The 20,713-nt window shown below is 72.6% G+C and carries 22 protein-coding genes; 13 read left to right on the forward strand and 9 right to left on the reverse strand.

Annotation, left to right across the window (positions count from 1 at the left end):
* The 4 genes from ACWEN3_RS18110 to ACWEN3_RS18125 all read left to right on the forward strand — a co-directional run.
* The coding region (locus tag ACWEN3_RS18110) for a chaplin (RefSeq protein WP_452971631.1) at nucleotides 1–456 on the forward strand (456 nt) is incomplete at its 5' end.
* 125 nt (nucleotides 457–581) lie between these two features.
* Nucleotides 582–1,103 (forward strand): hypothetical protein, encoded by a 522-nt coding sequence (locus ACWEN3_RS18115; protein ID WP_452971633.1) that lies wholly within the window; start codon nucleotides 582–584, stop codon nucleotides 1,101–1,103.
* Nucleotides 1,100–1,954: a GNAT family N-acetyltransferase gene (locus tag ACWEN3_RS18120; protein WP_452971636.1), complete on the forward strand. Its 855-nt coding sequence runs from the start codon at nucleotides 1,100–1,102 to the stop codon at nucleotides 1,952–1,954. Before ACWEN3_RS18115 ends, ACWEN3_RS18120 begins: the two co-directional genes overlap by 4 nt.
* Before the next feature lie 293 nt (nucleotides 1,955–2,247).
* On the forward strand, nucleotides 2,248–3,024 hold the full coding sequence (locus ACWEN3_RS18125; protein ID WP_452971638.1) for a GNAT family N-acetyltransferase: 777 nt from the start codon (nucleotides 2,248–2,250) through the stop codon (nucleotides 3,022–3,024).
* A gap of 12 nt (nucleotides 3,025–3,036) precedes the next feature.
* On the opposite strand, the gene ACWEN3_RS18130 is transcribed toward ACWEN3_RS18125, so the two are convergent.
* On the reverse strand, nucleotides 3,037–3,300 hold the full coding sequence (locus ACWEN3_RS18130) for a GlsB/YeaQ/YmgE family stress response membrane protein (protein WP_452971641.1): 264 nt from the start codon (nucleotides 3,298–3,300) through the stop codon (nucleotides 3,037–3,039).
* A gap of 214 nt (nucleotides 3,301–3,514) precedes the next feature.
* On the opposite strand from ACWEN3_RS18130, the gene ACWEN3_RS18135 reads away from it, so the two are divergent.
* Nucleotides 3,515–4,981: a hydrolase gene (locus ACWEN3_RS18135; RefSeq protein ID WP_452971643.1), complete on the forward strand. Its 1,467-nt coding sequence runs from the start codon at nucleotides 3,515–3,517 to the stop codon at nucleotides 4,979–4,981.
* A 46-nt stretch (nucleotides 4,982–5,027) separates the two neighbouring features.
* Here the strand turns inward: ACWEN3_RS18135 and ACWEN3_RS18140 are convergent, their stop codons facing one another.
* Entirely contained in the window at nucleotides 5,028–7,748 is a 2,721-nt protein-coding gene (locus tag ACWEN3_RS18140) for a glycoside hydrolase family 2 protein (protein WP_452971645.1), read from the reverse strand.
* Between the two features lie 107 nt (nucleotides 7,749–7,855).
* Nucleotides 7,856–9,034: an ROK family protein gene (locus ACWEN3_RS18145; protein WP_452971648.1), complete on the reverse strand. Its 1,179-nt coding sequence runs from the start codon at nucleotides 9,032–9,034 to the stop codon at nucleotides 7,856–7,858.
* Nucleotides 9,035–9,184: 150 nt separating this feature from the next.
* Between ACWEN3_RS18145 and ACWEN3_RS18150 the strand changes: the two genes are divergently transcribed.
* The 3 genes from ACWEN3_RS18150 (at nucleotide 9,185) to ACWEN3_RS18160 (ending at nucleotide 12,065) form a co-directional block, all read left to right on the forward strand.
* Nucleotides 9,185–10,648, forward strand: coding sequence for an APC family permease (locus ACWEN3_RS18150; RefSeq protein WP_452971650.1), 1,464 nt, complete (start codon nucleotides 9,185–9,187; stop codon nucleotides 10,646–10,648).
* A gap of 74 nt (nucleotides 10,649–10,722) precedes the next feature.
* Nucleotides 10,723–11,235: a GNAT family N-acetyltransferase gene (locus tag ACWEN3_RS18155; protein ID WP_452971652.1), complete on the forward strand. Its 513-nt coding sequence runs from the start codon at nucleotides 10,723–10,725 to the stop codon at nucleotides 11,233–11,235.
* 62 nt (nucleotides 11,236–11,297) lie between these two features.
* Entirely contained in the window at nucleotides 11,298–12,065 is a 768-nt protein-coding gene (locus ACWEN3_RS18160; RefSeq protein ID WP_452971654.1) for an ArsR/SmtB family transcription factor, read from the forward strand.
* A gap of 90 nt (nucleotides 12,066–12,155) precedes the next feature.
* Here the strand turns inward: ACWEN3_RS18160 and ACWEN3_RS18165 are convergent, their stop codons facing one another.
* On the reverse strand, nucleotides 12,156–12,593 hold the full coding sequence (locus ACWEN3_RS18165; RefSeq protein ID WP_452971656.1) for an SPW repeat protein: 438 nt from the start codon (nucleotides 12,591–12,593) through the stop codon (nucleotides 12,156–12,158).
* Between the two features lie 148 nt (nucleotides 12,594–12,741).
* Nucleotides 12,742–14,274: an SDR family oxidoreductase gene (locus ACWEN3_RS18170; RefSeq protein ID WP_452971658.1), complete on the reverse strand. Its 1,533-nt coding sequence runs from the start codon at nucleotides 14,272–14,274 to the stop codon at nucleotides 12,742–12,744.
* Nucleotides 14,275–14,502: 228 nt separating this feature from the next.
* Here ACWEN3_RS18170 and ACWEN3_RS18175 point away from each other — a divergent pair, with 228 nt between their 5' ends.
* Nucleotides 14,503–14,679 carry a hypothetical protein gene (locus ACWEN3_RS18175; protein WP_452971661.1) on the forward strand — a complete coding sequence of 59 codons (177 nt, stop codon included), beginning with the start codon at nucleotides 14,503–14,505 and terminating at the stop codon, nucleotides 14,677–14,679.
* A 125-nt stretch (nucleotides 14,680–14,804) separates the two neighbouring features.
* Here the strand turns inward: ACWEN3_RS18175 and ACWEN3_RS18180 are convergent, their stop codons facing one another.
* Nucleotides 14,805–15,929: an acyl-CoA dehydrogenase family protein gene (locus tag ACWEN3_RS18180; RefSeq protein ID WP_452971663.1), complete on the reverse strand. Its 1,125-nt coding sequence runs from the start codon at nucleotides 15,927–15,929 to the stop codon at nucleotides 14,805–14,807.
* Nucleotides 15,930–16,074: 145 nt separating this feature from the next.
* Here ACWEN3_RS18180 and ACWEN3_RS18185 point away from each other — a divergent pair, with 145 nt between their 5' ends.
* Nucleotides 16,075–16,425 carry a YciI family protein gene (locus ACWEN3_RS18185; RefSeq protein WP_452971666.1) on the forward strand — a complete coding sequence of 117 codons (351 nt, stop codon included), beginning with the start codon at nucleotides 16,075–16,077 and terminating at the stop codon, nucleotides 16,423–16,425.
* Here ACWEN3_RS18185 and ACWEN3_RS18190 read toward each other — a convergent pair.
* The 3 genes from ACWEN3_RS18190 to ACWEN3_RS18200 are packed head-to-tail and all read right to left on the reverse strand — an operon-like array spanning nucleotide 16,422 to nucleotide 18,366.
* Entirely contained in the window at nucleotides 16,422–16,883 is a 462-nt protein-coding gene (locus ACWEN3_RS18190; RefSeq protein WP_452971668.1) for a hypothetical protein, read from the reverse strand. The two genes, ACWEN3_RS18185 and ACWEN3_RS18190, sit on opposite strands and share 4 nt — an antisense overlap.
* The gene (locus tag ACWEN3_RS18195) at nucleotides 16,880–17,869 is read right to left on the reverse strand and encodes a metallophosphoesterase family protein (RefSeq protein ID WP_452971670.1); all 990 of its coding nucleotides are present in this window, start codon (nucleotides 17,867–17,869) and stop codon (nucleotides 16,880–16,882) included. Before ACWEN3_RS18195 ends, ACWEN3_RS18190 begins: the two co-directional genes overlap by 4 nt.
* Nucleotides 17,866–18,366 (reverse strand): cupredoxin domain-containing protein, encoded by a 501-nt coding sequence (locus tag ACWEN3_RS18200; RefSeq protein WP_452971673.1) that lies wholly within the window; start codon nucleotides 18,364–18,366, stop codon nucleotides 17,866–17,868. The genes ACWEN3_RS18195 and ACWEN3_RS18200 overlap by 4 nt, the downstream gene beginning before the upstream one ends.
* A gap of 199 nt (nucleotides 18,367–18,565) precedes the next feature.
* Here ACWEN3_RS18200 and ACWEN3_RS18205 point away from each other — a divergent pair, with 199 nt between their 5' ends.
* From ACWEN3_RS18205 to ACWEN3_RS18215, 3 genes are all read left to right on the forward strand, one after another.
* Nucleotides 18,566–19,168: a sigma-70 family RNA polymerase sigma factor gene (locus ACWEN3_RS18205; protein WP_452971676.1), complete on the forward strand. Its 603-nt coding sequence runs from the start codon at nucleotides 18,566–18,568 to the stop codon at nucleotides 19,166–19,168.
* A 25-nt stretch (nucleotides 19,169–19,193) separates the two neighbouring features.
* A complete protein-coding gene (locus ACWEN3_RS18210) occupies nucleotides 19,194–19,985 on the forward strand; it encodes an anti-sigma factor (protein WP_452971679.1) in 792 nt (263 codons plus the stop codon).
* Between the two features lie 120 nt (nucleotides 19,986–20,105).
* Nucleotides 20,106–20,570 carry an ATP-binding protein gene (locus ACWEN3_RS18215; RefSeq protein WP_452971682.1) on the forward strand — a complete coding sequence of 155 codons (465 nt, stop codon included), beginning with the start codon at nucleotides 20,106–20,108 and terminating at the stop codon, nucleotides 20,568–20,570.
* Nucleotides 20,571–20,713: the final 143 nt, after the last annotated feature.

Genomic DNA, 20,713 nt, shown 5'->3' on the forward strand with positions numbered 1-20,713 from the left:
GTCGTCGGGCTGCTCAACCCGGCCGCGGGCAACGCGTGCGCGAACGGCGGCGGCACCGGGACCGGCGCGTCCGACACGTCCGGCGGGGCCTCGGCCCACGGCGGCGCGGAGGACTCGCCCGGAGTGCTCTCCGGCAACGGCGTCCAGCTCCCCGTCCACCTGCCGGTGAACGTGAGCGGCAACAGCGTGAACGCGGTCGGCGTGGGCAACCCGGCCCAGGGCAACACGTCCGTCAACGGCCCCGGCCAGACCCCGCACCCCCGCACCCCGACCCCGAAGCCGCCGGCCCCCACCCGGTCCCAGCCGCGGGCCCCGCAACCCGCACCGGCCATGGCGGCACCCACGCTGGCCCACACCGGCGCGGACCTGACCGCCCCCGCCCTGGCCGGCAGCGCGGCGTTCCTCGTCGCGGGCACGGTCCTGTACCGCCGCTTCCGCCCGGCCCGGAACCGCTGAGGCCCGGCAGCCGGCAGACCCCACCGGACGCCGGCCGGTGGGGTCCGGCGTGAACGCCGGACCGACGGCCCACCGGGCCACGGCACGCCGAACTCCCGTAGCCAGGCGCGCAGTAGGGTGATCCGGTGGCCGATGGCATACGACGGCGATGGCGGGCGTTGCCGCGCCGGGCCCGCGCGCTCCTCGTGGCCTACGCCGCCGGCTTCCTGGAGGGAACCTGCGCCCACGCCCTGGACCTCGCGCACGGCTGGCCGCACGTCTACGCCTCCTTCGCCCCGCCCCCGCTCCAGGTGTTCTTCGTCGCGCTGGTCGTCCTCGATCCCCTGGTCGTCGTCCTGACACTGTGCGCGCGGCCGGCGGGCGTCCGGCTCGCGGCCGCCGTGATGGCACTGGACGCCCTCGCGAACTGGATCGTCAACTGGCCCTGGATACAAGCCGATCCCGCACGGCTGCTGCACCCCGTGGGCCTCGCGCCCATCACCCTCTTCGCGCTCTTCGTCCTCGCGTCGGCGCCGTCGCTGCTGCGGGCCGTGAACGGCCGGAGCACGCCCTCCGCAACGGCCGATCTTCCCGTGGCGCGGCCGCCGTTGATCGGCGAGGATGCTGCACGGCAGCCCGATCCCGACGGAAATGGAGCGCACCGATGACGTCTTCCGCCCCCCACGACCTCGTCGTCACCCAGGCCGGCCTCGCCGACTGGCCGGTGATCAGCGGGTGGGCGGCGGCGGAGGGCTGGAACCCGGGGCTGTCCGACGGGTCGGCGTTCTTCGCCCAGGACCCGGAGGGCTTCTTCCTCGGCCGGATCGACGGGGAGCCGGTGTCCGCCGTCTCCGTCGTCAACTACGGCCCCGACTACGCCTTCCTCGGCTGCTATCTGGTCCGCCCCGATCTGCGCGGCCACGGCCACGGACTCACCACCTGGAAGACGGCCCTCGCCCACGCCGGCAACCGCACCGTCGGCCTGGACGGGGTCGTCGCCCAGCAGGACAACTACCGCCAGTCCGGTTTCGAACTCGCCCACCGCACCATCCGGTTCACGGGCATCGCCCCCGAGGGCGAGCCGCCCTCAGGCGTCCGGCCCGCCGGGCCCGCCGACCTGGCCGCGATCACCGCGTACGACAGCACCTGCTACCCGGCCGACCGCCCGCGCTTTCTCGCCGAGTGGCTCACCGGCCCCGGCCACCGTGCCTACGTCCGCCACGACGGCGGACGCCTCACCGGCTACGGCGTGCTCCGTCCCGGCCACGACACCCTGCGCATCGGCCCCCTCTTCGCGGACACCGCCGACGACGCCCGGGCCCTGTTCGCCGCGCTGACGGCCGGGGCCGCAGGCCGCGAGGCCGCCATTGACGTGCCCGAGCCGAACGCGGCCGGCATCGCGCTCGCCGAAGCGGCCGGATTCAGCGCCTCGTTCGAGACCGCCCGCATGTACACGGGACCGGTACGCGCACACGCCCAGGAGCGAGTCTTCGGCGTCACCACCCTCGAACTCGGCTGATCCGCAGGGGAGTTGCAGGTGCGGGTCCACGGCCCGTGCGACACCCCGCTGCCGGCCCGCCGTGCGCCACGGTCCGCAGCAGGGCGGCCACGCCCGCATCGACCAGCCCCGCGGCCTCTACCAGCGCGGTACGGGCCGGCGTCGACGCCCCGCCGCAGGCCAAGTCCGCCAGGGCGCGGGCGCCGATCAGCCCCGCATGCGCCCCGCGTCCAACAGGCCGGCATCGGCTCTCCGTCGCGCGGTGAACCGTTAACCCGTTGCCCGGGCCCGGCTCGCCTGATGAAGATGCGCCCATGGATCACACGACAGTACTCGCCCTCTACGACCGGGACATGCGCGAGGGTGCGCGGCCCGACGGACCCGGGGCCCGGATCGAACGCGTGGGCGCGCTCGTGCGTCAGGTCGCGGACGCGCAGGGCTGGAACGGGGTGCTCTGGTCCGGGCTGGACGCGGCGGGCGCGGACCGCGCGATCCGGGAGCAGATCGCCTACTTCACGGGCCTCGGCCGCGACTTCGAGTGGAAGCTGTACGGCCACGACCGGCCGGTGGACCTGGGAGCCCGGCTCACCGCCGCCGGGTTCCGGGCCGAGCCCGAGGAGACGCTGATGATCGGCGAGGTCGCCCGGCTCGCCCTGGACGCGGAACCTCCCGAGGGCGTCCGGCTGGTGCGGGCCACCGATCCGGCCGGCGTCGACCTCGTGGTGGACGTGCACGAGAAGGCGTTCGGCACCGACGGCACCCGGCTGCGGCACCGGCTGCTCGCGCGCCTGGAGGCCGACCCCGGCACGGTCGTCGCCGTGGTGGCGCTGGCGGGCGGCGAACCCGTCAGCGCGGCCCGGATGGAGCTGGTGCCCGGCACCCGGTTCGCCGGCCTGTGGGGCGGCGGCACCGTCGAGGCCTGGCGGGGCAGGGGCCTCTACCGCGCCCTGGTCGCCCACCGGGCCCACGTCGCCGCCGCCCACGGCTACCGCTACCTCCAGGTCGACGCCTCGCCCATGAGCCGCCCGATCCTGGCACGGCTCGGTTTCCAGGCACTGAGCACCACCACCCCCTACCTCTACGGCAGCTGACGGCCCGTCCGCTCAGCGCCGGGCGCGGGACCGGTCCAGCGCGGCCACCCCCACGGCCGCCAGGGCGATCTGGATGAACCACTCGATCCAATCGGGCCCCTTGGTGTTCGCGACCCCCAGGCCGGCGGCGATCGCCGAGCCCAGCAGCGCGGCCACGATGCCGACCACGATGGTCCACAGGATCCCGATGTGCTGCCGCCCGGGGACGACCAGGCGGCCCAGCACACCGATGATGAGCCCGATGACTATGGCACTGATGATGCCGGAGATCTCCATCTTCACCCCTCCTCGAGACACCCCTCTGAGGAGGCATGTGCCCGCTGTTCGCGGAGCCACTCCGCTCCGGTTATTGCCGGGACTTTCTGTTCACAGGCGGTTCATGCCATGTACCTTTCAACAAGTCGACGCGTGTAGAACCCTCAATCGGGCTCTACGCGCGCAGACTTGGCGCCCGCACCGCCTCTCCCCACCCCTCATGGAGGTTCGCCGGATGCTTGGATCCAGGAGATCCCGCCGCAGACTCACCACCGCCCTCGCCGGCTTCGGCCTGCTCCTCACCGGAGCCGCCGTCCAGGTCGGCACGGGCACCCCCGCCCAGGCGGCGACGACGCATCGCGTCCTGTTCGACAACGCCCACGCCGAGACGGCCGGCAACGCCGACTGGATCATCTCCACCAGCCAGCCCGACCCGCTCGGTCAGAACCCCTCCCCGTCCGCCGAGACCGACTGGACCGGCGCCCTGTCCTCCTGGGGCGTGGCGCTGCAGAAGACGGGCGGCTACAGCCTGAAGACGCTGCCCTCGGGCTCCAGCCTCAGCTACGGCGGCTCGTCCTCGCTCGACCTGTCGAACTTCGACACCCTGGTCCTGCCCGAGCCCAACACGCTGTTCACGAGCGCCGAGAAGACGGCGATCATGAACTTCGTGAAGAACGGCGGCGGCCTGTTCATGATCTCCGACCACACCGGCGCCGACCGCAACAACGACGGAGCCGACGCGGTCAAGATCCTGAACGACCTGATGACGAACAACAGCGTCGACTCCACCGACCCGTTCGGCTTCTCCGTCGACGCGCTGAACATCGGTTCCGACTACCCGGCCGCCATCAGCGACAGCTCCGACCCGGTGCTGCACGGCTCCTTCGGCACCGTCACCAAGAGCCTCATCGCCAACGGCACCACGGCCACCCTCAAGCCCGCCGACAACTCCTCCGTCAAGGGCCTGGTCTACCGGACCGGTTACTCGGGCAACACCGGCGCCTTCTTCCTGACCAGCACCTTCGGCAGCGGCCGCGTGGCGTTCTGGGGCGACAGCTCCCCGATCGACGACGGCACCGGCCAGCCCGGCAACACCCTGTACGACGGCTGGAACGACCCCGGCGCCACCAACGCGGCCCTCGCCCTCAACGCCACCGCCTGGCTGGCCGGTTCGGGCACCACCGGTGGTGGCGGAGGCGGAGGCGGTGGCGGTGGTGGCACCGGCACCTGCACCGCCGCCCAGCTCCTCGGCAACAACGGCTTCGAGTCCGGCAACAGCGTCTGGAGCGGTACCAGTGGTGTGATCACCAACTCCACCGGTGAGTCCGCCCGTTCGGGCTCGTACTACGCCTGGCTGGACGGCTACGGCACCGCCACCACCGACACCCTCTCCCAGTCGGTGAGCATCCCGTCCGGCTGCACGACGGCCAGGCTCAGCTTCTACCTCCACGTGGACACGGCGGAGACCTCGACCAGCACGGCCTACGACACCCTCAAGGTCCAGGTCCTCAACAGCTCCGGCACGGTCCTCGGCACCCTGGCGACGTACTCGAACCTCGACGCCGCCTCCGGCTACACCCAGCGCGGCTTCGACCTCAGCGGCTACGCCGGGCAGACCGTCACCCTGAAGTTCACCGGCACCGAGGGCTCCAAGTACCAGACGTCGTTCGTCCTGGACGACACCGCGCTCGATGTGAGCTGAGCCGGGCACAGGGGGTGGGCCCGGACGGGCCCACCCCCTCGTCCGTTCACTCGGCCGGCAGCGTCCGCTCCGGCGTGTTCCACCCGCTGACGCGCACCCGCGGGGCCGAGCCGTGCAGGTCGGCCGTCCGGTAGGTGGCGGTCAGCGTCACCGACTCGCCCGGCCACAGCCCGACCTCGTTGTCCGACCAGCGCACCGGCAGCACCGGCCGTCCCGCCGCGTCCACGAGGTGGACGTCCGTCAGCAGCGACGGGGTCTTCCCACCGCCGGAGTTCCGCAGGGTCACGGTCGTGGTCGACACTCCGTCCGAGGACCGCGTGCCTGCCGTCGCCGACACCGGCACCCGCGCCATCGAGGAGAGCCCCGTCAGGTCGGCGTAGCCGGTCGTCGGCGTGTAGTACCAGGTGGTGCCCTTCCAGTCGAGGGTGTCGGGCCTGCCGGAGAGCCAGTACACGTTCCGGCTCACCTCCCGGCCGGCCGGGTCGGTCAGGACCAGACGGAGCAGGTAGGTCGGCGACAGGCCGCGCACCGAGGACGGCAGGGTGAGCGGGGTCGCGTGCGCCCCGTCCCCGCTCACCGACACCCCGGTGACCGACGTCTCGTACCGCCGGGTGCCGTCGGGGTCGAAGAGGGTGGCCCGCGCGGTGAGACCGTGCTCGGCGTCCGGCCGGTTGTTCACCACGACGACCGAGTGGTCGTCGTAGGAGTACTGGATGTGCAGCGGCTCGTTCGCCTTCTTCGCGCCGAAGTAGGAGCCGCCCTGGTCCAGGTAGCGGTCCGTCAGCTGCCAGTGCAGGGACGTCCAGCCGCTGTTGAACATCCAGTGGACGACCCCCGTGGACGGCCCGGTGGCGTCCGTGGCGTTGCGCTCGTACGCCTGGAACTGGGCGCGGACGTTCTCGTACTGGGCCAGCTGGGCCTTGCGCACGTAGTCGGCGAGGCTGGTGGGGGCGCCGTAGCGGCCGGCGAGCGCCTCGTCGTAGATCTTGAGGGTGCCGAAGACGGTGGACGGCGAGCGGTGGTACTGCCTGGCCCCCGGATCCTTCCAGAGGGTGTCGAGTTCGGCCGGTGTCAGCATCCGGCGCAGGGTGTCGAGGGTCGGGATGCTCGGGCCCGCGCTGGTCTCGGAGTTGAAGCCGGTGGCTCCGCCCTCGCGCTTGGCGTACCAGTAGCCGGGCGGCACCCACTCGTAGGGGCCGGTCATCTTCATGCCCGAACGGCCCAGCTGCGGCGAGGACTCCTCGGACGCGGCGGGCACCACGGGGACGGGCCAGTCGGCCGCCCTCAGGGCGTCGAGGTAGCCCTTCTCGATCGTCGCGTCGGGGGCGGAGTCGCTGCCGATCAGGAAGGACAGCACACTCGGATGGCCGCGCAGGCGGGCGGCCTCGGCGGCCATGGACGCCTTGGCGACCGCGTGGTCGGCGGCGGTCCACTTCTTCCCGGACCCGCTGGGGTTGACCTGGCCCTCCCACTTGTCGCAGCACTCCCAGCCCGGCAGGGCGAGCACGCCGTGGCGGTCGGCCAGGTCGAAGAACTCGTCGGGCTCCAGGTGGCCTTCCAGGCGGATGGTGTTCAGTCCCAGGTCGACGGCGTACTTCAGACGGTCCTCGGCATAGGCGCGGTCCCAGCGCAGGAACTCGTCCGGGGACCAGCCGCCGCCCTTGACCAGCAGCCGCCGGCCGTTGATCCGGTACTGGCGGGCGCCCGAGGAGTTCAGCGGCGCCTGGACGTCACGGATGCCGAAGGTCTCGTGCGCGGTGTCCGACGTCGTTCCGGACACGGACGCGGTGAGGTCGAGGTCGTACAGCGGCTGCTCGCCCATTCCGGCGGGCCACCACACCTTCGGCGAGGTGAGGTGCAGGACCGGGGTGTCGGCGGGGGAGAAGGTGACCGTCTTCGTCTCGTGCGCCGCGAGCGTGACCGTCCGGCCGAAGCGGGTCCCGCCGATGCTGCCGCCGACGTCGGCCGTGACCGCCGTGCCGGAGTCGTTCCGGGCCTCGGCCTTCACCGTCAGGTCCGCGCCGGCGAGCGAGGGTACGGCCAGCTCGGTGACCACGTGCGCGTCGCGCAGCGCGACCGGTCCGCCGCGGCGGACCAGGACGTCGCGGACGATGCCCATGTTCCGGTCGGGCGGCGGCTGGAGCCAGTCCAGCCAGCCCATGGTGAGGTCCTTGTCCGGGTCGTTGGGCCGGACGCGGAAGGCGACCGTGTTCGTGCCCGGCCGGACCAGCGAGGTGATGTCCAGTTCGTGGTGGGTGTAGGCGCCCGTGACGTCCGAGGCCGATGCCACCCGGTGACCGTCGACGTAGACGTCGGCCGCCGAGACGACCCCGCTGAAGTCGAGGTAGGTGCGCCGGGCGGGGTCGTCGACGGTGAAGTCGGCGCGGTACCACCAGGGCACCTGGAAGTCGGCCTTCGGGATCCGCTGCTGGTTCGTGGAGTGGAACGGGTCGGGGTACACCCCGTCCGCGAGCAGCGCGGCCAGGACCGTGGAGCGCGGGCCGGCCGGATACCAGCCCGCCGCCGGATAGCCGGGGGAGGAGAGGGCCGCCGCGGAGTCGCCCACCTTCGCCGTGGACTGGATGGCGAAGCCCGCGAGCGGGGTGGCTGTGCCGGCTGCGGAGGAGACGTGCGTGATCCGGGCGGGCCCCGGCGACGGTGCCGTGGCGCTCGGGCCCGCCCAGGCGCCGGTGGTGAGGGCGCCGAGCAGGCCGAGGAGCGCGGCGGTGGGGGCGAGTCTCCGGCCGGGCGCGGGGCGAGGGAACACGGCGGTCTCCAGCCTCGTAAAGTTAGGAAACTTTACTAACGCGGCTCAAGCTAGGACGCCGTCCGGGCCGTGTCAACGACCCTAGCCGCCGGTGGGCGCAGAACGCGTCAGGCGCCCGCCGCCCGTCGCTCGAACACCACATCGCGGGCCGTGTCCAGGGCCGTGGCCACCGCGCCCAGCAGGACCGCGTCCTCGCCCAGCCGGCTCGGCGCGATCCGCGGCCGGAGCGGGGTGAGCGCGCGCAGATGCTCGTGGACCGGGCGCAGCAGCAGGTCCACGCTGTGGCCGACGCCGCCCCCGAGCACCACCAGGTCCGGGTCCAGCACGGCCGCGGCCGCCGCCACGGTGTGCGCTATCCGCTCGCCCTCCAGCTCCACGGCCCGCGCCGCCGCCGCGTTGCCCTGCCGGGCCGCGTCGAAGACGGCCTTGGCGGTGAGCTGGCCGCTCATCCCGAAGCGCCGGGCCGCCTCCACCACGGCCACCCCGGACACCGCGTCCTCCAGCCGCTCCGGCTTCTGCCGGCCGGGCCAGGGCAGGAAGCCGATCTCCCCGGCCAGCCCGTGCGCTCCCGTGAACAGCCGTCCCTCGCTCACCACGCCCATGCCGAGACCGGTGCCGATCAGGATGTACGCGAAGAGCCTGCTGCCCGCGCCGACCCCGTACGTGTACTCGCCGAGGGCGGCCAGATTGGCGTCGTTGTGCACCTCCAGCGGCACGCCCAGTTCCTCGCGCAGCCGGTCGACGAGACCCGCGCGTCCCCATCCCGGCAGATGCATCGCGTACCGCACCCGCCGCTGCTTCTCGTCGTAGACGCCGGGCGTGCCGACCACCCCGTGCACCACCTCGGCCGGGTCCACGCCGGAGTTGGCGACCACCTGGCGGGCGGTGCCGACGACCAGGTCGGCGAGCGCCGCGGCGGACCGGGCGCGGTTGCGCACGTCGGCGCGGGCGACGACCGTGCCGTCCAGGTCCACGACGGCCACCCGCAGCCAGCCCCGGCCGATGTCCACGCCGAGCGCGTACCCGGCCGACGGGTCGGGGGCGTAGAGCACGGCGGTGCGGCCGCGCTCCGGGGCGTGGGTGCCGACCTCGTGCACCAGCCCGGCCGCCGCCAGCGAGGCCAGCGCGCTGGACACCGTCGGCTTCGACAGTCCGGTCTCCCGGGCCAGTTGCGCGCGGGACGCGGCGCCGAGGCGCAGCCGGTCCAGCAGCAGCCGCTCGTTGGTGCTGCGCAGGCGCCGGCGGCTCCAGGGCTGCTGCTGCTCTACGACGTCGCCGGCGGTCATCGCCCCATTGTCACGCATTCCTGACGCATACTTGACGCACCTAGTAAGGCTCCTTAACTTTATCGGCCAGTCAGCCCGGCCGGGCGAGTCGCCGCCCCGCGAGTCGCCGCCCCGCACGCGGTCCGTGCGCCCGTCGCGTCAGGAGTCCCCATGTCCGGTAGCCCGCCACCCCCGGGTGGTTTCGTCCGCCGAGTCGGCCTGTTCCAGGCCACGGCCATCAACATGAGCCAGATGTGCGGCATCGGCCCGTTCGTGACGATCCCGCTGATGGTCGCCGCGTTCGGCGGCCCCCAGGCGGTCATCGGGTTCGTCGCGGGCGCCGTGCTGGCGCTGTGCGACGGACTGGTCTGGGCCGAGCTGGGCGCCGCCATGCCCGGCTCCGGCGGCAGTTACGTCTATCTGCGCCAGGCCTTCCAGTACCGCACCGGCCGCCTGATGCCGTTCCTGTTCGTGTGGACGGCGATGCTCTTCATCCCGCTGATCATGTCCACGGGCGTGGTCGGCTTCGTCCAGTACCTCGGCTACCTCGCCCCCGGCCTGGGGCAGACGGCCGGCGACCTGATCGGCCTGGGCGTCATCGCCCTGGTGGTGCTGCTCCTCTGGCGCGGCATCGAGCACATCGCCCGGATCACCGCCGTGATGTGGGCGGTGATGATCGCCTCGGTGGTCCTGGTGATCGCCGCCGCGGCCACGGACTTCAGCCCCCACCGGGCCTTCACCTACCCGGCGCACGCCTTCGACCTGACCGGCAACCACTTCTGGCTCGGCTTCGCCGCGGGCCTGACCATCGGCATCTACGACTACCTCGGCTACAACACCACCGCCTACATGGGCGCCGAGATCAAGGATCCGGGCCGTGTCCTGCCGCGCTCCATCCTCTTCTCGATCCTCGGCATCATGGCGATCTACCTGCTGCTCCAGATCGGCACGCTCGGTGTCATCGACTGGAAGCGCATGACCGACCCGCACGACATCGCCTCCACCTCGGTGGCCTCCGCGGTGCTGGAGGAGACCTGGGGCAAGGGCGCCGCCGACACGGTGACCGTGCTGATCCTGATCACCGCGTTCGCGTCGGTGTTCACCGGGCTGCTGGGCGGCTCCCGGGTGCCGTACGACGCCGCGCGCGACCGGGTCTTCTTCCGGCCGTACGAGAAGCTGCACCCGAGGCACCGGTTCCCGATGCTCGGCCTCGCGACCATGGGCGTGATCACCGCGGTCGGCTTCCTGATCGGCCGCCACACCGACCTCGCGACCCTGATCCAGCTGCTCACCACGGTGATGGTGATCGTGCAGGCGCTGGCCCAGATCGTCGCGCTGACGGTGCTGCGCAGGCGGCAGCCGGACCTGCGCCGTCCGTACCGGATGTGGCTCTACCCCCTGCCGGGCATCCTCGCGTTCGTCGGCTGGTGCGTGATCTACGGGTACGCCGACCAGAGCTCCCCGGGCCGCCACCCCATCGAGTGGTCCCTGGCCTGGCTCGCCCTCGGCTGCGTGGCCTTCGTGATCTGGGCCCTGCTGGAGAAGGTCTGGCCGTTCGGGGCGAAGGAGGTCAGCGAGGAGTACGCGGCGGGCCGGGACCCGGACGCACAGCCGACCGACCCCCAACCCGCGTGAGACCAGACGGACTTACAGAAATCATGTGAGCCTCCCCGGGTCCGGACCCCAGTCCGCCGGGGAGGCTCTCGTCCATGACCGAAACCATCTCTCCGGACGTCTCCGTCCGCCCCGCGACCCCCGAGGACCGGCCCACCGTGGAACGGCTGCGGCTGATGTTCCGGCATGACCTCTCCGAGTTCTGGGGCGTGCTGCCCGCCGCCGACGGCACCTTCCGCGGCGACCGGGTCGAGCAGGCCTTCACCGCGCCGGGCTGGGCGCCGTACCTGCTGATGTGCGGTGAGCGGCCCGCCGGGCTCGCGTTCGTGCGTGGCCTCGACGGCCCGATACACGTGCTGAACAGCTTCTTCCTGGTGCGCGGGGCGCGGCGCAGGGGGCTCGGGCTGCGGGCGGCACGCGACGTGCTGCTGCGGCACCCCGGGCCGTGGGAGATCGCCTTCCAGCAGGACAACGCGCCGGCCGTCGCCTTCTGGCACCGCGTCGCCGAGGACCTCGCCCCCGGCGCCTGGGCGCGCGAGCCGCGGCCGGTTCCGGACCGGCCGGAGCTGCCGCCGGACGTGTGGCTCTCCTTCACCCTGTTCCGCTGAACCTTGACATGCAGGTAACTGCCTGCATAACGTCGAGTGTGCGATCGGAGGACGACACCGGGATGGACAAGGTCTTCAGGGCGCTGGCGGACGACACCCGCAGACGCCTGCTCGACCGGCTCCACGAGAACAACGGCCAGACCCTGGGCGAGCTGTGCGAGCACTTCGCCATGACGCGCCAGTCGGTCACCCAGCACCTGGCCGTCCTGGAGGCGGCCAACCTGGTCGGCACGGTGCGGCGGGGGCGGGAGAAGCTGCACTACCTCAACCCCGTGCCGCTCCACGAGATCCAGGAGCGGTGGATCGACAAGTTCGAGCGCCCGCGCCTCGCCGCGCTCGGCGCCGTGAAGCGACGAGCCGAGGAAGCCATGTCCGACAAGCCGAGTTTCGTGTACGTCACCTACATCGCGAGCACCCCGGAGAAGGTCTGGGAGGCGCTGACCGACGCCGGCCTGACGGCCGCCTACTGGGGCCACGCCAATGTCTCGGACTGGCGGCCCGGCTCCCGCTGGGAGCATGTCCGCACCGACGGCTCGGGCATCGCCGACGTGGTCGGCCGGGTGGTGGAGAGCGAGCCGCCGGTCCGGCTCGTCACCACCTGGGCCGCGCCCGGCGAGGAGGGGCGGGAGGACCGGCACTCCCGGGTCACCTTCGACATCCGGCCGCACGAGGACATCGTCCGGCTCACCGTCACCCACGAGGACCTGAACGACGAGGGTGAGCGCTCGGACGCCGCGTCCGGCTGGCCGGCCGTGCTGTCCAACCTGAAGTCGCTGCTGGAGACCGGCAGGACGCTGCCGCAGGAACCCTGGCTGATGCCGGCCCGCTGAGCCGCCAGGGGTACGGGAGGGCCGGTCCGCCACGCGGACCGGCCTCGCGTTCTCACCGTGCTGCCCGTACTTCCCTTCCTCGCGTCTCCGTCACGGCCTGGGGGCGGTCCGCGCCGCTGTACCGGCGCACATCAGCCCGAGGACGATCGCCAGCGCGCCGATGACGGCGTTGTTGATGATCACGCCCTGGTCGGGGTGGCTGCCCACGATCCACGGGGCGATGATCAGCCATACCCCCATGGCGCACATGGCCCAGCTCAGGCCGTACATCCGCTCGGGGGCCCGGGTGAATCCCAGTGCCAGCAGGCCTATCGCTATGCCCATGATCAGGTTGTGGGTCATGAGCGCCGGCTGGCTCGCGGTGTAGTGCAGGATCCACGGCGACGCGGCGCAGTAGAGGCCCAGCAGGAACACCGGCCCGTCCACGAGCGCCACATCACGACCGCCGAGCATGCGGGCGTAGCGCGCCCGCATTTCGGAGACATCGGGGTGGCTCGTTATGTCACCCCTGTGCGAGACGTTGGCCATGACTCGTCTCCTTTGACTGTGCAGGCCAGACCACGTCTGGTGCGGTGCGAGGTCCTTACCGCGTACTTATTTTGCGCTTATGCAGCCTTTATGTGTAGAGGTCGGAGCGATTGTCATGTATGTGCTGTATGCACCCGTTCAGGGTTGGTCACGGGGTCTTCGCGTGGGAGGGCAGGGGCGTCGGGGTCTGCCCGGCGGCGGCCGCTCGTGCGATGTTGCGGGCCATTCCGCCGAACACGACGGCGTGGAAGGGGGAGATGCCCCGCCAGTAGGCGTGCCCGAGCAGTCCGTGCGGGTGGAACAGGGCCCGCTGGCGGTACCGGCTGCGGCCCTCGCCGTCGGGCTCGGCGCACATCTCCAGCCAGGCCAGTCCGGGCAGCCGCATCTCGGCCCGCAGCCGTAGCAGATGTCCCGGTTCGATCTCCTCCACCCGCCAGAAGTCCAGGGAGTCGCCGACCCGCAGCCGCTGCGCGTCCCGGCGGCCCCGGCGCAGGCCGACCCCGCCGACCAGCCGGTCGGCCAGGCCGCGCAGGTTCCAGGCGAGCGGGAAGGAGTACCAGCCGTTGTCGCCGCCCACGCCCTCGATCACCCGCCACAGCTCACGCGCCGGCGCGTCCACCGCCGCATGCCGCTCGTCGGTGTACAGGCTGCCGCCGGCCCAGGCGGGGTCGGTGGGCAGCGGATCGCTGGGAGCGCCGGGCACGGCCGCGGACGACCAGCGCGTCGTCACCCTGGCGTCCCGCACCCTGCGCAGCGCGAGCCGCACCGCCTGCTCGAAGGGCAGCGGGTGCCCGGGAGGGTCCGGCACATGGCGGGTGATGTCGTGCTCGTGGCACACGACCTCGTGCCGCAGCGACTCGGTCAGCGGCCGGGCGATGGACGCGGGGACCGGCGTGACCAGGCCGACCCAGAGACTCGACAGGCGCGGGGTGAGGACCGGCACGGCCAGGATCGCGCGACGCGGCAGGCCCGCCACCCGCGCGTAGCCGACCATCATGTCCCGGTACGTCAGGACGTCCGGGCCGCCGATGTCGAAGGCGCGGCTCACGTCCGGCGGCAGGCCCGCGCATCCGACGAGGAGCCGCAGCACGTCCCGTACGGCGATGGGCTGGATCCGGGTGCGCACCCAGCTCGGGGTGATCATCACGGGCAGCCGCTCGGTGAGGTAGCGGAGCATCTCGAAGGAGGCCGAGCCGGAACCGATGATGACGGCGGCGCGCAGCACGGCGGTCGGCACGCCCGAGGACAGCAGGATCCGGCCCACCTCCGCCCGGGACCGCAGGTGCGGGGAGAGCTCCCGCTCGGGCACCCCGGCCGGTGTGAGGCCGCCGAGGTACACGATGCGGCGCACCCCGGCCGCCTTGGCGCGCTCCCCGAAGATCCGCGCCGCGCGGCGGTCGGTCTCCTCGAACTCCCTGCCGGTGCCCAGGGCGTGCACCAGGTAGTAGGCCACGTCGACGTCCCGCATGGCCTCCGCGACGGACCCGGCGTCCGTGACGTCGCCCCGTACGACCTCGGCCTCGGCCGCCCAGGGATGGTCGCGCAGCTTGCCGGGGGAGCGGGCCAGACAGCGCACCCGGTGCCCGGCGGCCAGCAGCTCCGGCACGAGCCGGCCGCCGATGTAGCCGGTCGCACCCGTCACCAGGCACCGCAACGGCTCCGTCGACTCCTCGTGATGCATCGCTTACGGGACCTCCGCGTCGGTCGTTCCCCCGAGCATGACTTCCCTCCCGGCGCCCGGCGCGGATGCGCGTCCCTCCATGGGGTGACCGCACCCGTTCGCCTCCGGGCGGCCGCGGGCGTACGGCCCCGGTGGCATCGGGTGACATGTCCGCATCGGTTCGGGGCAGCCGGAGAGGACAGGCAGTGGCTCGGATCCACCCGTGGATGCTGGAGGTGACCGGTCGTCATGGACGCGAAGGTGTTGGAGCGGTTCCCCGCGGGGGCGCCGCGCGGTTCGTGGCCGGCTGAGGAGTACGCGGCGGCATGCCGAGCCGAGGGCCGGCCCGCGACCGTGGTGATGGACCTGAAGTCCGACACCTTCCTCGTGGTACTGGAGGGACAGGACGGCGACAGTCGCTGCTGACGAGGCGAGCCGGGTCCGCGGGCGAGCCGGGGCGGGTGCCGACCGCCAGGTGTTCCGGTAGCTCCGCCCGCACCGCCGCGGCACGCGTGAGCCGGCAGCCGCCCGCAGCGACCCCGGCGTCCGCCTTACCCCAGGCCCGCCGTGGCGTCCCCGCCGTCCGCCGCACTCTCGGCATCCGGCGCGCCCCCGCCGTCCCCCGCACGTCCGACATCCGCCTCGCCCCCGGTCAACGCCCGCAGATGTGCCGCGCGTGACTCCGCGGTCTGGCCCTGGACCAGGAGGAACAGGCCCTCGCGGGCGAGGCGTTGGGCGGGGTTCGTCAGGGTCATCGAGCGGCCGCCGGCCGCGACGACGGCCGCGGTGGTGGCCGTACTCAGTACCTCGTAGGCCTCCGCGCGCACCGCCAGGCGCTCCCCTGCCCCCGCGTGCGGCGCCGGGAGGTCGGCCAGGGCGTAGGCCCGCCGGCGTACGTCGGCGAGGCGGGCGCGCAGCGGCGCGGCCGTGTCCTCGGCCAGCAGGGCGAGGGCGGCCTCGGCCAGGCCGAAGACCGCCGGGCCGGCGTTCAGTGTCCTGGCCCGGTCCGCGGGCGCCCAGCGCTCGTACGGCGTGCGCAGGGCCACCGCCTCCTCCGGCAGGCACAGGCCGGCCAGTTCCAGGGACACCGTGCGCGAGGCGGAGAGCGCCGCGAGGCGCATCGGCGGTGAGGCGCGCAGGCCGGGCCGCTCGCGCGCCTCGGTGAAGGCGAACACCACCTCGCCGTCGTCGGTCACGCCGGCGAGCAGCATCACGTCGTTCAGACCCCACCCGGTGTACCAGGGCACGGTCCCGTCGAAGCGCCAGCCGCCGTCCTGCCGGCGCACGCGCACGGGGACCCGCGGATACGACCGCAGATGCGCGTACGCCACCCCGGCCAGCAGTTCCCCGCGAGACAGCGGACCCAGCAGCCGCTCCCGCACCGGGAGCGTGCTCCGCGCGAGGGTCTGTACGGGCGTGTGGTGCTGGGTCTGCACGAACCACGTCGAGCAGCACGCCCCGGCCAGGATCTCCGCGGTCTCCCGCAGCACGGCCGGCGGCGCCCCCGAGCCGCCGTACGCGACCGGCGCGACCACGCCGAGCAGCCCCGAGCGCTTCACCGCGGCGAGGTGGCTCGCGGGCACGCCCTCCTGGTCGACCCGCTCGGCCTCGGGTCTCAGCAATTCCGTGGCGAGCCTGCGGGCGCGGACGACGAGCGGGTGTGCGCTGACGGTCATGAAGGGATTGTCGCGAAGAGCGCCTCCGGCGGCCTCCGGCGGACTTTTCCGCGAATGCGTGGGGCGCGGTGTCGATCCGGCTCCCGGCCGTTCGTGTAGGAGGTGACAGACAGCCCGATCCGGGCACGACGCCATGGAGGACGTCATGAAGCACTACCTGCTCAGCGTGGTCCAGCCGGCCGACGGGACCCCGCCCGCCGCCGAGGCCCTCGCCGAGATCATGCGCAACGTCGAGGCCTTCAACGACGAACTGCGCGCGGCCGGGGCCTGGGTCTTCGCGGGCGGCCTGCACGGCCCGGAGACCGCCACCATGCTGCGCCCCGAGGAGGGCGAGGTGCTCATCACCGACGGCCCCTACGCCGAGGGCAAGGAGTACCTCGGCGGGCTGTGCCTGATCCGGGCCGCCGACCTCGACGAGGCCCTGGAGTGGGGCCGCAAGGCCGCCCTGGCCACGACCCTGCCCATCGAGGTGCGACCCTTCGTGGACCAGCACTAGACCCGTCCCTCCGGATCACCTCGCGGTCCTGACGTGGCGGCCGCGAGGTGCACCGTGCGCGGTTCGCGGCGGCGGTGCCGTAGCACCGCCGCCGCCTCCCAGAGGGCGAGGAGCAGCAGCGTGCCGATCTCGGCCAGGATGCTGAGCAGGGCCTGCGGGGCGGGCCGCAGACCGTGTTCGGTGAATCCGAAGACGCCCACGGTGCGGGAGGCGGCGAAGCCGCCCAGGGCGCCGAGTGCCGCACCGGCCGCGGCGAGCCTGAGCAGCGGCGGCATGCCGAACAGCAGCAGCACGGTGACCGCGAAGGAGCCACTGGCCTGGAGCAGGAACAGGGGGCCGACGACCGGGATGGAGCGGTACCCGCCGACGTAGAGCTGGGCATGGATGAATCCGCTGCCCGCGATCAGGGCCGCGACCGCCAGGCGTACGGCAGGGTCGAGGAGCTTTGCGGGGCTCATGCCAGCCTCTCGTCCTTGACCGCCAGCTGCCGGTCTCCCTGCCGGTAGCCCACGGTGCGGATGCCGAGCGCGTCCTTCAGCTGCCGGGCGGGCACCACCTGCGGAGTGGGGGCGGGCGCCTTCCCCGGCTTCGGCAGGGGATAGGCGGTGGTGGTGGCGGAGTGGAAGGTGATGTTGCCCTCCGTCTTGGTGAAGAGCTGGTGGACGTGTCCGTTGAGACAGGTGACCGAGGAGAAGCGGCGCAGCAGCGCGATAACCTTCAGCGCGTCGTCCGTGCTCCAGCCCCACCGCGGGTACATGGCGAACAGCGGGATGTGGCTGAAGACCACGATGGGGGTGTCCGACGGCAGGCCCGCGAGGTCCCTGCGGACGAAGTCGATCTGCTCGTTGCCGAGGTGACCGAGCTTCTCCAGGCTCAGGGTGTTGACCAGCGCGACGAAGTGCACCCCGTGGGTGTCGAAGCTGTACCAGCCGTCGCCGAGCGTGCCCTGGCCGAAGATCTGGCGGTAGGCGCGGCCCGCGTCGCCGATGGAGTCGTGCTCGCCCGGCACGGTGAAGACGCGATCCGTCCGAAGCGCGGTCATCATCTGTCTTACCTGGTCGAACTGCCCGGCCGTGGACAGGTGGGTCAGGTCGCCGCTGTGCATGACGAAGTCGGGTGTGAAGCCCAGTCGGTTGACCTGGTTGATCGCCTCCGTGAAGGAGCCGGCCACATCCGTGTTCGCCGGTCCCCGGAAGCCGATGTGGCTGTCGGAGACCTGCACGAACTTCAGGGTGCCGCTCGGTGCCGCGGCGGCCTCGGCCGTGCTGTCCCGGGAGCCCGCGACATGGCTGACCACCTCTCCGGCGGCAACGGTGAGGACGACCGCGCCGCCGAACCATCCGGCGTGCCGCATGAGCTGACGCCGGGTCATGCCGTACGGCTCCGTGGGCGGTTCGCCGTCGCCGGCCGGTACGGGGTCGCGAGCTTCGTCGAAGCCGGTCATGAGGTCACCTCCACGGTGCCGGTCATGAAGGGATGGATGGTGCAGACGTAGGCGTAGCTGCCGGGCTTGGTGAACGTGTAGGTGTAGGTGGCGTGCGGGTCGAGGGCGGACGAGTGCAGGGGGCCGCTCGAGCCGGCGCTGGTCACGGTGTGGGCGTCGGTGTCCTGGTTGGTCCAGGTCACCGTGGTGCCCGCCTTGACCTTCAGCGTGGCCGGGGAGAACGCGAAGTTCTTTATGGTCACCGCGTGTCCGGACACCGGCGCGGCGGCCTTGGCCGTGCTCGGGGTGCTCATCGGCATGGTCATGCTGGGCGCCGACGAGGCTCCGGGCATCCCGGCCAGCCGGTGCTGACCGGGGCCGGGCGTCAGGGCGCCGGGGTCCGAGGCCCGGGGCGACTGGCCGCACGCGCTCAGCAGCCCCAGGGCGCCGGCGGCGGCGACGGCCAGACCGGCGGCCCAGCGCGATCGGCGGCCCGACGGACGGAATTTGATACGCATAGGTGTTCATCCCTCACTGATCGGGTAACAACGAATATGTCGGCTATGTCAGGCTTCACGGACGCCGGCGGCGCACGGTTCGGTCGGCCGCGCATTCCGTGTCGCCGCGCATCCCGTCTGGCCGCGCATCCCGTGCCGGACTCCCGGCGATCACCGTGCGTGGCACGACAAACCGGTGTGTTTGCGTGAGGATCGGCTTATGCCATGGAGTGCCCGAAAGCGTGGCGAAACGGCCGAGCCGAATCGCTCCGGGCGCCGTGTCTCGGGTAACGGGACAATTTCGACCACGGACGAGGAACTGCTCCGGGCCCTGTACGCCGAGCACGCGGGCCCGCTCTTCCACTACGTGCTGCGACTGACCTCAGGAGACCGGCAGTGGGCCGAGGATGTCGTGCAGGAGACGCTGCTGCGGGCGTGGCAGCACCCGGCCGCGTTCGAACCCGAACGCGGCCCGGCGCGAGCCTGGCTGTGCACGGTCGCCCGGAACCTGGTCATCGACACCCACCGGGCCCGGCGGGTCAGGCCGGCGGAGGTGGGGGGAGACGCCCTGGAGCGGGCCGCCGAGCGGACACCGGGCGAGGACCGGATCGAGGAGGCGCTGCAGAGCTGGGCGGTGGCCGACGCCGTCCGGACGCTGTCCCCCGACCACCGCGCCGTACTGCTGGAGACGTACTACCGGGGCCGCACCATGGCCGAGGCCGCGGGAGTGCTGGGCATCCCGCTGGGCACCGTCAAGTCGCGCACGTACTACGCCCTGCACGCGCTCCGGCTGGCCCTGCGGGAACGAGGCATCGAGCCATGACCACGGCATGGAGGAGGTGCCTGCCATGAACGCCGACCATGACGCCTTCCGGCTGGCGCTGGGCGGATACGTCCTCGGCACGCTGCCCGCGGCGGAGGCGGAACAGGTGCGGGCCCACCTCGCGGAGTGTCACGACTGCCGGGCCGAGCACGCCGAGCTGGCCGGGCTGCCGGCGCTGCTCGCCACGGTCACCGCGGCGGACGTCGCGGGCGGGACCGCGCCCGCCGGCGGCGAGGATCTCGCCGACCGGCTGGTGCGGCGGGCGGCGGACAGCGCCAGTGGCCCCTCGATGGTGCCGGCCCCCACGTCCGCGGAGCCCCGGGCTCCCGAGCCGGGACTGCTCGACCGGATGCTCCGGCAGGCCGCCACCAGGCGCCGCAGGACCTGGCGGCGGCAACTGGCCGGTGCGGCCGCCTCGCTGGCGCTGGTCGCCGGGCTCGCGGCCGGCGGCACCTGGCTGGCGGTCGGTGGGACCGTGGCCGGTGAGGTGGCCCAGCCGGGAACGGCCACGCCGGTTCCGGTGCGCACCTTCTCCGGAAGCGACGCCACCACCGGTGTCAGCGCCTCGGTGCGGGTCTCGCCCTCCGTCTGGGGCAGCGTCCTGAAGGTCTCCGCCCGGGGGGCACGCCCGGGCATCACCTGCCGGCTGCAGGCGGTCGGGCCCGGCGGGACGCGGGCGGTCGGCGCCACCTGGCGGGCGGGCGAGTACCCCGCCGGCACCGCCGTCCCCGGCGCGGTCCCCATGGCTCCGGCGTCCATCCAGCACTTCGAGATCGTTGCGGGCGACGGCCAGAAGCTGGTCACGATCCGGGCGTGAGGCGAGCGGGGGCGCCGGCTCGTTCCCGGGAAGCCGGATCGATTCCGAGAAGTTGAGCAAAAGGGGCGAATGGCTCGAACCAAATGCGCGCGCCACACGTAGAACTGAATGAGTGCTCACATGCAGGTTCCTACTCAGAAGAGCCAGAAGACCATGTTTGTCACCGATTCCGTCCGTGCCGGCTCACTCCCCGCACGATCGACCTGCCACCACCAGGCGATGCTCACCCTGCCCGCGCAGGAGGCGCACGTCCCCGCCGCCCGTCATCTCGCGGCGGACCTGCTGAAGTGCTGGCGCGTGCCCGACCGCGAGCGTGACTCGGCCGTCCTCATCGTCGACGAACTCGCCGCCAACGCCGCACAGTACGGTCACGAGGACATGACGCTGCTGCTCGTCCTCGACGGCGGCACCCTGCACATCGTGGTCACCGACTCGGGAACCGAGGTCGAGCGCGGTCAGCGTGACGCCGCACCGGACGAACACGGCCGCGGCACGGTCATCGTCGACTCCCTCGCCCAGTCGACCGAGGTCCACCAGACGCGCAGCGGCCGAGAGGTCCGCGCCTGTCTGCGGTGCTCGGCATGACCGGACCCGTAGGCTTCCGGGCACCGGCCACGGCAGGACCTCCGCCGTCCACCGGGCCGCATCGCACCGCACCCCCGGCGTGGCCGGGGGTACGGCGTGATCGGACAGAAGGGGGACGGGCGCCGATGCCGGACACCGTCGAT

This window comes from Streptomyces sp. NPDC004561 (assembly GCF_053602155.1).